At 44.5% G+C, this 13358-nt stretch carries 9 protein-coding genes and 1 pseudogene; 6 read left to right on the top strand and 4 right to left on the bottom strand.

The annotated features are described in order from the left end of the window. Window positions 1–22 precede the first annotated feature (22 nt). Together GQY27_RS05185 and GQY27_RS05180 are read right to left on the bottom strand one after the other, a co-directional pair. Window positions 23–616 carry a RidA family protein gene (locus GQY27_RS05185; RefSeq protein ID WP_160032450.1) on the bottom strand — a complete coding sequence of 198 codons (594 nt, stop codon included), beginning with the start codon at window positions 614–616 and terminating at the stop codon, window positions 23–25. Window positions 617–661: 45 nt separating this feature from the next. Then, the gene (locus GQY27_RS05180) at window positions 662–2260 is read right to left on the bottom strand and encodes a flavin monoamine oxidase family protein (RefSeq protein WP_160032449.1); all 1599 of its coding nucleotides are present in this window, start codon (window positions 2258–2260) and stop codon (window positions 662–664) included. Between the two features lie 207 nt (window positions 2261–2467). Between GQY27_RS05180 and GQY27_RS21895 the strand changes: the two genes are divergently transcribed. Both GQY27_RS21895 and GQY27_RS05170 read left to right on the top strand, forming a co-directional pair. Beyond that, the gene (locus GQY27_RS21895; RefSeq protein WP_442950876.1) at window positions 2468–2722 is read left to right on the top strand and encodes a MerR family transcriptional regulator; all 255 of its coding nucleotides are present in this window, start codon (window positions 2468–2470) and stop codon (window positions 2720–2722) included. Between the two features lie 178 nt (window positions 2723–2900). Beyond that, the gene (locus GQY27_RS05170) at window positions 2901–4496 is read left to right on the top strand and encodes an ATP-binding protein (RefSeq protein WP_328802951.1); all 1596 of its coding nucleotides are present in this window, start codon (window positions 2901–2903) and stop codon (window positions 4494–4496) included. 221 nt (window positions 4497–4717) lie between these two features. Here GQY27_RS05170 and GQY27_RS05165 read toward each other — a convergent pair whose 3' ends face one another. Further along, entirely contained in the window at window positions 4718–5551 is an 834-nt protein-coding gene (locus GQY27_RS05165; RefSeq protein ID WP_160032446.1) for a 1,4-dihydroxy-6-naphtoate synthase, read from the bottom strand. Beyond that, a complete protein-coding gene (locus GQY27_RS05160; RefSeq protein WP_236570484.1) occupies window positions 5552–6202 on the bottom strand; it encodes a futalosine hydrolase in 651 nt (216 codons plus the stop codon). Between the two features lie 213 nt (window positions 6203–6415). Between GQY27_RS05160 and GQY27_RS05155 the strand changes: the two genes are divergently transcribed. The 4 genes and pseudogenes from GQY27_RS05155 (at window position 6416) to fdhF (ending at window position 13356) form a co-directional block, all read left to right on the top strand. Continuing rightward, a complete protein-coding gene (locus tag GQY27_RS05155; RefSeq protein ID WP_160032444.1) occupies window positions 6416–6814 on the top strand; it encodes a GntR family transcriptional regulator in 399 nt (132 codons plus the stop codon). Then, entirely contained in the window at window positions 6807–7712 is a 906-nt protein-coding gene (locus GQY27_RS05150; RefSeq protein WP_160032443.1) for an ABC transporter ATP-binding protein, read from the top strand. The genes GQY27_RS05155 and GQY27_RS05150 overlap by 8 nt, the downstream gene beginning before the upstream one ends. Beyond that, complete coding sequence (locus tag GQY27_RS05145) at window positions 7684–9723, top strand: DUF6449 domain-containing protein (protein WP_160032442.1); 2040 nt, start codon at window positions 7684–7686, stop codon at window positions 9721–9723. Before GQY27_RS05150 ends, GQY27_RS05145 begins: the two co-directional genes overlap by 29 nt. 571 nt (window positions 9724–10294) lie before the next feature. After that, window positions 10295–13356 (top strand): annotated as a pseudogene (gene fdhF, locus GQY27_RS05140) (formate dehydrogenase subunit alpha). Window positions 13357–13358 lie beyond the last annotated feature (2 nt).

Genomic DNA, 13358 nt, shown 5'->3' with positions numbered 1-13358 from the left:
TATCTCTCCTTCGTAGTCAGGTTTATTTCTTCGGGAAGACCGCAACAGCCTCAATTTCAATAAGCCAATCGGAACTGACAAGTCCAGCAACACCAACGGTAGAACGAGCAGGTTTCACTGGGTTTTTCTCATTATTAAAGAATTCACCATAGGCTTCGTTCCATCCCGAAAAATCAAACTTGTTCTCCTTTGCAGTGTCTGCCACTAAGTAGGCACGGAGATATACAACATCCTTCATAGAAAGACCTTGATCTGTTAGCTGCTTTTCAATGGTTTTCAATACGCCGACAGCTTGAGTCTTGGTATCTCCATACCGCTCATAGAGCGTGCTTCCCTCTTTGTTCAGAACGGGCGGAACAGTACCACTCGTATACAGGTATGCAGCTCCTTCAGGAACAATAGTTCCACTAGAAATCGAGGAAGACGGGTTTCCGTAAAAAGTTGCAACTGAATCGGTGGTTACCGCTGGGCGTGGCGTGCTTGAAGCGGAGGGAGTGGAAGTGACACTAACCACGGTTCCTTTAACTTCTATGGGTGCATTCTCTGCGAATGCAGTTATACTAAAACTCCCCATCAGTACACCCGCGAGCATGATCCTTTGGATTGTCTTTTTCATCTTGTATTGCCTCCTCTTATTTAAAATTCCTAAGTAACCGAAGATCTACGCCTGCATTACCCGCTGATGAATATGTCCTACAACCGACCGCGCAGAATCAATTGCACCTGCCTGCCATGCGACAATATGACTAATGTGATCACCTGCCAAATAAATTCGGTTATCTGGTTCGCACAGCGTCTTATAGATTCCCGCTCTTTCTTCTGCGTTATACGTTGCCCAGGCTCCTTCTTGGAAGGGGACACGTTTCCAGTCAATAGAGTAGGAAGATTCGAATTCCTTAATATACTGCGGATGAATCTTGGCTCCTTGCGCTAAGGCATGTTTCTCACGCTCCAGATAGCTCATACTGCCAAGCCTATCCGCATTCGTTCCGGTTACATAGTAGCCAAGGAGGACTCCTTTTTTACTCATATAGTCTGTAGGAGGGTAGTAGATTTGGGTAATGTCCATGTTCGTTAAGCTGCTGCCGCCATAAAGATGCTCGTCTTCTTCCCAGAATCTGCGCTTAAATTGCAAACCAATCTTGCCGGCAGAAGCATATTTGGTTGCAGCAATGGCACTTGCCATTTTTGAAGAGAAGTCTGCTGGAATTTTGCGTAGAACGGAGAGAGGGATCGTGCAGATGCAGTAGTCACCGGTGAGTTCTAGTTCTTTATTTTTCTGCTTATAACGAATGCGGACTCCATCAGCGGATTGACGGATTTCAGTGACTTCTGCTGAGAGTTTGACCCGATTGCCAAGTCGTTTCTCGAAACCCTGAACGATCTTGTCCATGCCTCCAACGGGGTGAAACATCATCATCTGCTGATCATATCCATATTCGTTACCAAAATAGTTGCCAAAACCAGAGTTTATTATGGCTTTCAGGTCAAAAGGGTCACGGATAACGCCTGAATCCAGATGACCGCCGGGCTCCGCTTTATAACCGCCGCGAGAAGAGCCTCGGTAGAATAAATCTGCATCTAGATCACCTTCGCGTTTCAGATAATCGACGAGTTTCTGTTTTTCTTCTGACGTCAGAGGCAGATCGAGTGCAGACTGGTTGACGGCTTTCGCCAGCATCTCGGAAACGTAGCCCCTGACATCTGCTTTGGCCGCACGTTTTGGAATCTTTTGACCCGACAAGCTGCCCACATTTTCGTTGTAGTAGTAGCCACTTTCATTGACGTTATTAAAGGGTTCGATCGGAATGTTAAATTCTCGGCAGTACTCAAGGGTAGAGTGGAATTGAGGAATTCGCATCGGACCTGCATTTAGGTAGGAGTTGGGGGCAAACTGAGCAAATTGAGTTTTTGAACCAATCTCAGCTAGTGATGTGCCGCGGCGAACCGTGAAGTTTCGTCCTCCCGCAAAAGGCTTTGCTTCCAGAATGGTACAATCATATCCTGCCTTTTCTAGTTCATAAGCCGCCGTAAGCCCAGCGATTCCGGCTCCGAGAATAATGATCTTTTTACCTTTACGACCAGTCAGCGAAAGATCATTTTGATCAGGCGGGGTATAGCTTTGAGCTTTCATGGTTTGGGGGGAAAGTAAGCCCATAGTCCCCATGAGGCTAAATACAGCAAGAGATCCACCAACTTTTCCGACCGTGGTCAGAAACTGTCTTCTTGACATATCCTGCGGGTGTTCTGATTTACTCATCAGGGATCAGCTCCTTTTGCGTGTTTGTCATATAGCTGATGGTAGCAAAAAAAGAAGCAATTGTGATATTTTTTGTGAGGTAATCTGACATACAAATTTTATTTTAGTAAAAAACATTGTATTTCAATTGAAAATTACATACAATTATTTTCATGACAAAAACGAAAACCATACATCGCATATTTCTTCTTGTTAATGATATAAAATATGACATGGAGAGTGATTCTGTTGGATAATCAAATTATGAGCATTGGTATGGTGAAGGAATTAACCGGACTATCGGAGAGACAAATTAGATATTACGAAGAGAGGCAGCTTGTATTTCCAGCTCGAACGAAGGGGGGAAGCCGTAGATATTCTTTTGAAGACGTACGTAAGATTAGAGAGATTCATCAGAAATTAAAGGAGGGATTTAATACATTTGAACTCAAAGAGAAGAGAGGAAAAAAGAATGTGATGTAGAGAATACTTGAAACCGCTCTTCGAGCAGGTTACTTTGGATGCAAAAAACAGTGTATTTTACGTTTATTTGTTATGATTCTGCAGTAAAATTCGGAATAGTAGTATATAATACAGATTATGTTTGTCCAATAAATGGAAATGAGAAATCCAAAGTACATGCATGAGGGAGTGCGGCTGGTTGTTAATACGTCGAATTAAATTAATCTTTTTTCCTTTAGGCTGTTTCTTCATCATCATCTCTTCTTGTATGCTAAATACATCTCATCATGAACCGTTTATGATTTTGTTTGCGGCTTTGTTTTTGAGCAGTGTTTTACTCGATGCCAAATTTCCAATACTTAAAAAGTTCCAATGGCTAATGCTAGGGTTATTTCATTATTCTTCACAGCTGAATTGGTGCATTATACTGTATTATATCTTAATGCTCAGCGTCTTTGACGAGAAAAAAAGTTACCGCCAAACGTTACCTATCTCTATTTTGCTTATTTTAGAGTACACGATCGTTCGCCTGACCTATGTCCCCATTGATACTTACACCCTTTTTGTAACTATATTTGATCTCATCTCTGCTGTCGTTGTTGTCATTGTATTTCATCACGTTCTTCGCGGGGAAGCAGAGAAACAAAAGCTTCTTGAGGAAAATAACTATCTTGCCGCACATGATCCTTTGACAGGACTGCTAAATTATTTTGGTTATATGAATCAGATACAGGAACTTGTTAAAGAGAAATACTCCTTTTACCTGACGCTGCTTGATCTTCAGAACTTTAAATCTTTTAATCATGATGGACTTGAAAGCGGTAATGAAGCTTTATCTACTGTTGGTCAAGCACTCAAGTCTATATTCCCTAACGCATTTGGAATTTCGAGATATGCCGGCGATCGGTATGCGATTCTCATCCCCTCAGAATGTTACACTCCCTCGCATATTGCAAAGCTGCTAGAACCCGATAAACTCGGTTACCAGGTGTCTTTCAGTATTACACAATATCCGGAAGAGACAGATGATCTCAATCAATTAATTCAAAGGGCAGAGGACAAGCTCTTTCGTATTCGCAGAGAACAATGGCTTCAGCGCGAAGAAGATTTATTTCGTTCAGAGAAAATGAAGGTAGTAGGTGAACTTGCTGCCGGAATGGCCCATGAAGTTCGTAATCCGCTAACCGCGATTCGAGGATTTGTTCAACTTTCTAAAGTACAATCCTATAACATTCAGCCTTGGTATGATGTCATCATGAGTGAGATTACGAGGGTTACCGAACTCACAGCAGAATTTTTACAATTCTCGAAACCGCATGCAAGTAACATGAGGGCAGAATCGCTCAAAGTATGTGTGGAGCGTGTGGTCTCTTTATCAGAATCAGATGCTATTTCGCGTGGACATGAACTCCAGCTGAATATTCAGGATGATTCACTATACATCTATATGGACAGAGACAAGATCGTGCAATTGCTGTTGAATCTGGTGAAAAATGCGCTCGAAGCTATGGATACTCCAGGGCAGGTTAACCTCGAAGTCAGCAGATTAGAAAAAAATGCAATTATTCAGATTCAAGATACGGGCAGTGGTATACTGCCAGAGATGCTGCAGCAAATCTTTAATCCTTTTTATACAACAAAAGATGATGGCACAGGACTTGGACTTTCGTTATGTCAAAAAATTGCGCAAGATCATGAGGGATCTATTACCGTACATAGTGTACTGGGATCGGGTTCAACATTTACATTGATACTCCCTTTATATGAACCTGCTGATGGGACATTTTCTATCTGATCAAGACTTGAGGAGAATCTGCAGGCCCATAAAAAGACAAAAAACTCCACGTTAAGTGGAGCTTTTGACGGTAGGGAGTTAGAAGTTTATATCTAAGCTTTCTGATGATGGGTAAATCTAGAAGTAAAGCTTCAGTTGGTAGGTAAATCTATATATAAAGCTTCAGGGCGGTAGGTAAACTAGACTTAACTAGTTGGCCTACCGTTTATTTGTATTTTTCGTTAACTGCGTAAGGCAGAAAAATCGATTTCAGGAACAAGTCCTTCTTTGGCAGCACGTCCGAGCAGGGCTTCGATCGCATGATAACCTTCTTCGCCGAGCTCTCTAGTAAAGTCGTTTACATATAAATCAATATGCTGCTGAGCTACGTGCTCGTCCATCTCTTGTGCATGTTCCAAAATATAGCTGCGAGATGCTTCAGGATGCTTCCATCCATAATCAATGGAGCTTTGAATCCAGGATGTGATGAGCGCAGAATCAAGGGAACGGCGGGCAACAATAGCACCTAGCGGAATCGGAAGTCCCGTATCTGCTTCCCACCAGGTTCCCATATCAGCCATCAGCTGAAGATGGTAGGAAGGGTAAGTAAACCGTGCCTCGTGGATGACGAGACCCGCATCTACCAGTCCATCACGAACGGCTGGCATAATCTGATCAAATGGCATCACTACAATTTCACCGATGCCGCCGGGAACATTTTGAGCAGCCCATAAACGAAAGAGCAGGTAAGCAGTGGAGCGTTCACTTGGAACAGCTACTCTTTTTCCTTGCAGCGAACTTGGGTCTGTATCTGAATTTGCTGTAAGCACCAGTGGACCGTTTCCTCTGCCGAGAGCCCCTCCGCAAGGAATTAAGCGATATTCATCTGAGAGCCAAGGAAGTGCAGCATAAGAGATTTTTAAAATATCATACTCATTTGGCGTTGTTATAAGACTATTTGTTATATCAATATCCGCATATTTTACTTCAAAGTCAGGTGTATTCGGAACGAGCCCATGTACGAGTGCATGGAAGACAAACGTGTCGTTTGGACACGGAGAATATACAATTTTCATTTATAAAACCTCCGATAGCTTTGAACTGGCCAGTGTAAGTGCTCTTAGTGCGTCAGGAATTCGCCATGCTTCACGGTCGCGCGGTCCTACTACGTTAGATATAGCTCTAATCTCGACAAAAGGGATCCCAAAATATGCAGCCGCGGTCCCTGCGCCAAAACCTTCCATAGACTCTGCGACAGCACCGGGTATGCGCTTTTTCAGTTCATCGGCTGTAGATTTTGTGCCTGTTGTGGTAGAAACGGTAAGAATGGGACCTGTATAAACATGGGTTCCTTCGCCCTGAAGTGCCTCGGCCCATCTTTGAACGACGGTACGATCTACAGGCACACTTGATTTACCAAAACCTAGCTCATCTACACTGCGGAATCCTTCTGCAGTTTCAGAGCCCAAGTCAGCTGCGATCACTTCTGTCGCCAGGACAACCGAACCTACCTCGGCTTCTGCAGGAAATCCGCCGCCGATCCCGGCATTAATGACGAGGTGATACGGATGCTTGGCAAGTTCGGCTGAAGTTACCGCTGCCGCTGCTGCCGGTCCTGCTCCTGCCGCAATCACATGCACATCTGCCGACAAGCCTGCAGGCAAGCCATTTTCAATTGCTTTTTGCTCCGCTTCTACTGCAGTTACGATGAGAATGCGTGAGGTCATAATATAGCTCATCTCCTCTAGTAAGGTGATATATCTTATACCTACGTGATAAAACAGGGTAAATTTTCGATCTTATTATTATAGCACTTTCACTTCCTATCGGAAGATTTAGATTGACAAGTTCTAATCATACTGTATTATGAGTTGTAGTACAGTTAGTTCAGTCAACAGAGATTAGGACGAAGAACAATCTGTTAAGAAAGGAGGCATTACATGTTTGAGTTAGATGTGCGCAGTCGCAAGCCGATCTATGAACAGCTAATCGAGAGAATGAAGGAGATGATCATGATGGGTGTATTACAGCCAGATGAACAATTACCTTCCGTCAGGCATTTATCTGGGCAACTTACGGTAAACCCCAACACGATCCAGAAAGCCTACCGGGAACTGGAAAGAGAAGGTTACATATATTCTTTGCAAGGAAAAGGAAGCTTCGTTGCTAAACCTGAACATAGACCGGATGATAAGCGGAGAGAAGAAGTAAAGACGGAGCTGCGGAAGCTATTTGCAGAAGCAGTGTATCTAGGCATCAAAGACTCAGATATTACACTTCTCTATAACAATATAAAGAGCGAGATTCATATCAAAGAACAGGAGGAAAACCATGATTGAGGTATCTGGAGTTACCAAACTGTTTGAGACCGAAGCAGCAGTCAATCAATTGTCGCTGACCATCCGAAAAGGAAGCATTTTTGGATTATTAGGTTCAAACGGGGCAGGTAAAACGACACTACTGAAGACCATAGCAGGTATCTATCAAGCGGATCAGGGGAGCGTAAAGGTAGAGGGTGCGCCCGTATATGAGAATAATGCACTGAAACAGCGGATCATTTTCATGTCCGATATCCCTTACTTTTTCCCGCAGACCTCTTTAGATCAGATGGCTGCTTTCTATAAAAGAATCTATCCCAGCTGGAGTGATGAACGTTATCAGCAGCTTGATGATGTGTTCAAACTCGATAGGAAACGTAAGCTGCACCGGATGTCCAAGGGGATGCAGCGGCAGGCTGCTTTTTGGTTGGCGCTCAGCTGTATGCCAGATATCCTGCTGCTGGATGAGCCCATTGATGGACTAGATCCGGTGATGCGCAGACAGGTGAAAAACCTGCTGTTCCAGGAAGCGGCTGAACGTGAACTTACCGTCATCATCTCTTCTCACAACCTGCGAGAAATTGAAGATTTATGTGATCATGTTGGTATTATGCATCACGGCCAATTGATTGTAGAGAAGGACCTTGATGACCTGAAAGCAGATACGCATAAAATCCAGGTTGCTTTTCGAGACCATTCTCATGAAGAGTCACTTGCTAACAATGTACGCATTCTCCACGGTGAGAAACGAGGCAGTGTAGAGACTTTTATAGTAAAAGGGAATGAAAAAGAAGTAAGGAAGGTGTTTGAAGCATATGGTCCTTACTTACTCGATATACTGCCGTTAACACTGGAAGAAATCTTTATTTATGAAATGGAGGACGTGGGCTATGACATCCATAAGGTCGTACTTCAATAAAGCCATCATTCGTCAAGACCTGAAACAGTATGGATGGATCGGGATTTTATATTTGCTTGCCCTGTTATTTTTCATTCCATTCATCATGTTATTTGATGTTCGTGAAGGTCAGCAGGTTGAAAAACTCGACTCATTATACGAATTAGCAGGCGGAACATCACTAGTGCTGTTGCTTATTTTTCCTGTGCTCGCTGGAACGTTTATCTTTCGTTATCTTCACGCGAAGGCACCGTCGGATCTTTACCACGGACTGCCGATCACAAGGAGCCAGTTGTTAACATCACATCTATGCAGTGCAATTGTGCTCATTACGGTTCCGGTATGGATCACAGCTGTTTTATCTGCACTGATTCGGCCCTATGCCGATTATTACGTGTATGATCAGACGATGGTATGGGAATTCGGAATAATATACACGATTCTAGGGCTATTTGTATGTGCTTTTACCATCTTGATGGCGATATGTTTTGGACAAACGCTGATTCAGATGATCCTTACCTATGGGCTGTTACTTACACCCGCGTGGCTCATGGTGCTGGGTATAATGCATATACGTCAGTTTTTGTTTGGATTTCATGATACTTATTTTGAGAATGGATACAGTAACTTGTTCACCTTAGAAAAAGTAACCCCTATGCTCCGAATTGCGGGGGCCTCAAGAGAACCTTTTGGCTGGTTTGAACTGACGATGTATCTCGTACTTGCTATCCTTTTCTTGGGACTGGGATATTTCCTTTATCGTAAAAGAGACGGGGCAGCGGCAAGTCAGACGATCGTGTACCGTTTTCTCACTCCGTTATTCGTCATTCTAGTCATGTTATTCTGTTCCCTGGTTGGGGGATTCTATATGTCTGGAATGAGAGACAACAGCAGGGTAATGCTGATGATCGGCTATATCCTCGGAGGAGGATTCGGGTATCTTGTTGTGCAGATGGTCCTTCATCGTACTTGGTTGGTGTTTTCGAGGAAAGTACTTGTACATGGTGTGATCTACATGATTACGCTAGCGGCTATTCTTTATATTCCTGTATCGGGTATCGGTGGATATGAGTCGCGAGTTCCTGAACAAGCGGATGTAAAAAGTGTACTGTATAGTGATTCCGATTTTTCATTTGCTAATCAATATAATTATTATGAACAACGGAGAAATAAGAACTTAAGTCCTTATTTTACGGAAGATGAAGAGTACGCTGCGGCTGTGATAAGTCTCCATCAGGCTCTAGTGGATAAACATGAGGCAGGAGAGCTGGATGAAAATGAAAAGTATACCAGTGACACCATCGATGTTACCATTGGATATGAACTGAAGAACGGTCACCGGGTTATGCGTAACTATAGAGTTACGGCTTCGGAAATTGAGTCTTCTTTGAAACCGATTATGGAGAGTAATTACTATAAGGAGCTGACCTATAGAATAAAGCATCTGAATGAGGCTCCGACCTCCCGAATCATTTTAGATGGTCCATATACAAGTGGCCAGATTGAAATTACAGATGCCAATGAAATTAAAGAGTTTAAAGTACTTTATATTCAAGAATTGATGAATGCGAGTTATGAAGACCAGCGCAAGGCAAGAAATCAGATGGCTTGGTCCTATGTGGAATTCTATAATGCTGAAAATAGAAATAATAATTATAATGGTTACTGGAATAAATCGTATAAGCAGCTTGAAGCTTGGCTAGAGGAAAGAGGATATGCTGATCAAGTACGTATGACTCCAGCAGACATTACTTCAATGACCATTACACGAAATGTTGCAAACACCGGCTTTGTGGCAGATTCGAATACGAACGATCCTACATTAGATTACTATCAGTTTATGGCTAAATTGGCAGGGGAAACTCGGGTAACGGAGGAAGAGGATAAAGAGAGTATTATCCTGAACCAAAAGAATTTTTACATGTACGGAGAGTATAACGAAGAGAACAATCCTTACCTTGTGAAGGTCACTCTCAATAATGGAGAGGTCCTCATTTGGTCGCTGGATGATTTCCCTGAAGGAGTACAGTAAAAAGAAACATTGAAATATCATTGAAATCGAAAAATAGAAAAATAGTTAAAAAAGGGTTAAACAGAGCTAGATTAGGCTTGACGGTTAGAGAGAGAATACAGTATATAAAGAGACAAAAAAAATTATACAGGAACAGCATATAGAGGAAGAACCCGTAAGAGAAGGCGAATCAGCCTCTTCTTGCGGTTTTTTTTTGCGTTTATGTTGATCCGGAAAACAGGTAAATCAGGTGATAAAAGAAAAGGTATGCAGCAGGCGGAAGGAACAAGTGAGTAGTCTTTTGGAGCGAAATAGCAACAAAACTATAAACACAACCTTTAAAATCAATGTTTTTCTTTTATAATCCGATCCATCCAAGTTTTCCGATTTTAACAGCGACTGGAGATGATTTACGTCCCCCAAACATTCCATATAAATGCAAAAAAACTGAATTATTCAGGGCTCTTTGCGTTTCATGTCATGCCAATCCCTTGATTCAAGCGGAATGTTAACGTGTAACTATATTTAAACTGTTGTTATTATATCGACTCACTTTTTTATTTTCAGAATACTTAACGAGGTGATACCTTACATGAACGCAGAATCGTTTGTTTTCCGAATTAATGACAAAAGCAATAAGGCTACGCCGGGTCAAACTATCCTGCAGGCATCGGGGGATACCTATATCCCAAATGTGTGTTATCACGAGCAATTGGGAGCGATTCAGACCTGTGACACTTGCCTTGTTGAAGTGAACGGCGAGCTGGTTCGCGCCTGCGCGACAGAAGTTCAGCCGGGCATGACAGTCCGAACAGATACGAAGCTAGTGAAGAAAGCCCAAGAGGAAGCAATGTCCCGAATCCTCGAAAACCATGAGTTGTACTGCACCGTCTGTGATAATAACAACGGAAACTGCAAAGTACATAACACGACGGAATTCTTGGAGCTGGATCATCAGAAATACGAATTTAAGGAAAAGCCGTATGAGAAAGATATGTCACATCCGATGTACCGGTACGATCCGGACCAATGCATTTTGTGCGGACGCTGCGTAGAAGCCTGTCAGGACCTGCAGGTCAACGAGACATTAAGCATTGACTGGAGCCGAGAGCATCCACGCGTCATCTGGGATCAGGACGTGCCGATCGACGAATCTTCCTGCGTATCCTGCGGACACTGCGTCACGGTATGTCCATGCAATGCGTTGATGGAAAAATCCATGCTCGGCGAAGCCGGTTATTTAACCGGAACGTTTGCGGACGTGCTTGAACCGATGATTGATCTCACGAAGGAAGTCGAACCCGGTTATCGAGATATTTTCAAAATTTCTGAGATTGAAGCCTCGATGCGCGAATCGCGTATTAAGAAGACCAAAACAGTATGCACATACTGCGGGGTAGGCTGCAGCTTTGAGGTATGGACAAAAGGACGCGATATTCTCAAGGTTGAGCCGAATGAACAAGCGCCGGTGAACGGCATTTCAACCTGTGTCAAAGGCAAGTGGGGCTGGGATTTCGTGAACAGCGAGGAACGTCTGACTAAGCCGTTGATCCGCAAAGGCGATGAGTTTGTGGAAGCCAGTTGGGAAGAAGCCATGGATTATATCGCTTTGAAGCTTGGCGGTATCAAGGACCAATTCGGACCCGACGCACTCGGCTATATCGCATCCTCCAAGTGCAGTAATGAAGAAAATTTCTTGTTCCAAAAATTTGCCCGAGCTGTAATGGGAACGAATAACGTGGACAACTGTGCACGATACTGTCAGACCCCAGCTTCCCAGGCGCTGTTACGAACGGTAGGGTACGGCGGCGATTCCGGCACGATCGAAGATATCCAAAAGGCCGGACTTGTCATCATTATCGGAGCGAACACGGCGGAATCACATCCGGTACTAGCGACGAGAATCAAGCGAGCACATAAGCTTCACGGCCAGAAGTTGATCGTATCCGATCTGCGCAAGAACGAAATGGCGGAACGTGCAGACATTCACCTACATCCAAAGCACAGCACGGATCTGATCTGGTTGAATGCGATCGCCAAGTACATCATCGATCAGGGCTGGGAAGACCGCGAATTCCTAGATCAGCGCGTCAACGGCTATGAAGAGTTCGTGCAATCGCTTCAGAAATATACACTGGATTATGCTGAAGAAATGACAGGTATCAGCAAAGAAACGCTGATACAGGTCGCCAACATGATCCATGAATCGGATTCGACCTGTATCCTGTGGGCCATGGGTGTTACCCAGCATAAAGGCGGAACCGATACGAGCACAGCAATCTGCAATCTTCAGCTGGTAACGGGCAACTTCGGTAAACCAGGTACAGGAGCCTATCCGCTTCGTGGACATAACAATGTGCAAGGTGCTTGTGACTTTGGCACGCAGCCGAACTTGTTCCCTGGCTATGAATCGGTTGAGGATGAGGAAGTTCGTACCCGTTATGAGCGGGCTTGGGGTGTAGAGCTACCTAAGCATACCGGCTACAACAACCATGAGATGGTCGATGCCATCCAGGAAGGAAAGATCCAGGCGATGTACCTGTTCGGTGAGGACATGGCTCTTGTCGATGCTAATGCTAATGTGGTCGATGAAGCCTTCAGAAAGCTGAAGTTTTTTATCGTTCAGGACGTCTTTTTCTCTCGTACCGCCCGGTATGCAGACGTCATCCTGCCAGCAGCTCCAAGCTTGGAAAAAGACGGTACGTTCACGAATACCGAACGCAGAATTCAGCGCTTTTATCCTGTATTCGAGCCGATGGGCGAATCCAAGCCGGATTGGGAAATTATCCAGCTTGTAGCTAACGCGATGGTACGTTCACGAATACCGAACGCAGAATTCAGCGCTTTTATCCTGTATTCGAGCCGATGGGCGAATCCAAGCCGGATTGGGAAATTATCCAGCTTGTAGCTAACGCGATGGGGGCTAACTGGAATTATACGCATCCATCGCAAATCATGGACGAAGCTTCGGTCTTGACTCCGCTGTTCGCGGGGGTGAGCTATGAACGGCTCGAAGGCTGGAAGAGCCAGGTATGGCCCGTTGAGCCCGACGGTAAGGGAACGCCGCTGCTGTATCAGGACGAGTTTCATTTCCCGGATGGCAAAGCGAAGCTGTTCCCAGTGGATTGGACACCGCCGCAAACCTATGAACAGAAATATGATCTGCATATCAACAACGGGCGTCTGCTGGAACATTTCCATGAAGGGAATATGACTTATCAATCCGCTGCAATTACACATAAAGTGCCTAACGCATGGCTGGAGGTCTCACCGGAACTGGCCGCCGAGCGGGGAATCAAGGACGGCGCGACGGTGCGTCTGACTTCTCCTGAAGGCGCTGTCAAACTCCGCGTGCTCATCACGGATCGGGTGAAAGGCAATGAACTGTATCTGCCTATGAATACGTCGAGCAGTAATCAGGCCATCAACTTCCTCACCAGCAGCGAGCACGACCTAGTAACAGATACCCCGAACTACAAGGAGACGGCTGTGGCGATGGAAGTATTGTCTTACGACGGAGAGTCACCGCTTCCGAAATCCAACCACCGCATCGACACCCAGCGGAATCCGCAGATCGGTGTCCGGGTTCAGGATAAATGGAATCGGCCGGACTTTGTACCGGTTGAAGAGGTTATTCGGAGAGAGGAGGACTAAGG

Source organism: Paenibacillus sp. An7, assembly GCF_009870785.1.
Lineage (GTDB): Bacteria > Bacillota > Bacilli > Paenibacillales > Paenibacillaceae > Paenibacillus.
This window is presented reverse-complemented; position numbering and strand designations above follow the sequence as displayed.

Excerpts from the sequence above, each read along its gene's own strand:
- GQY27_RS05145 (WP_160032442.1), top strand. The coding sequence starts at position 7,684 with ATGACATCCATAAGGTCGTACTTCAATAAAGCCATCATTCGTCAAGAC.
- GQY27_RS05180 (WP_160032449.1), bottom strand. The coding sequence starts at position 2,260 with ATGAGTAAATCAGAACACCCGCAGGATATGTCAAGAAGACAGTTTCTG.
- GQY27_RS05165 (WP_160032446.1), bottom strand. The coding sequence starts at position 5,551 with ATGAAAATTGTATATTCTCCGTGTCCAAACGACACGTTTGTCTTCCAT.
- GQY27_RS05160 (WP_236570484.1), bottom strand. The coding sequence starts at position 6,202 with ATGACCTCACGCATTCTCATCGTAACTGCAGTAGAAGCGGAGCAAAAA.
- GQY27_RS05155 (WP_160032444.1), top strand. The coding sequence starts at position 6,416 with ATGTTTGAGTTAGATGTGCGCAGTCGCAAGCCGATCTATGAACAGCTA.
- GQY27_RS05185 (WP_160032450.1), bottom strand. The coding sequence starts at position 616 with ATGAAAAAGACAATCCAAAGGATCATGCTCGCGGGTGTACTGATGGGG.
- GQY27_RS05150 (WP_160032443.1), top strand. The coding sequence starts at position 6,807 with ATGATTGAGGTATCTGGAGTTACCAAACTGTTTGAGACCGAAGCAGCA.
- GQY27_RS21895 (WP_442950876.1), top strand. The coding sequence starts at position 2,468 with ATGACATGGAGAGTGATTCTGTTGGATAATCAAATTATGAGCATTGGT.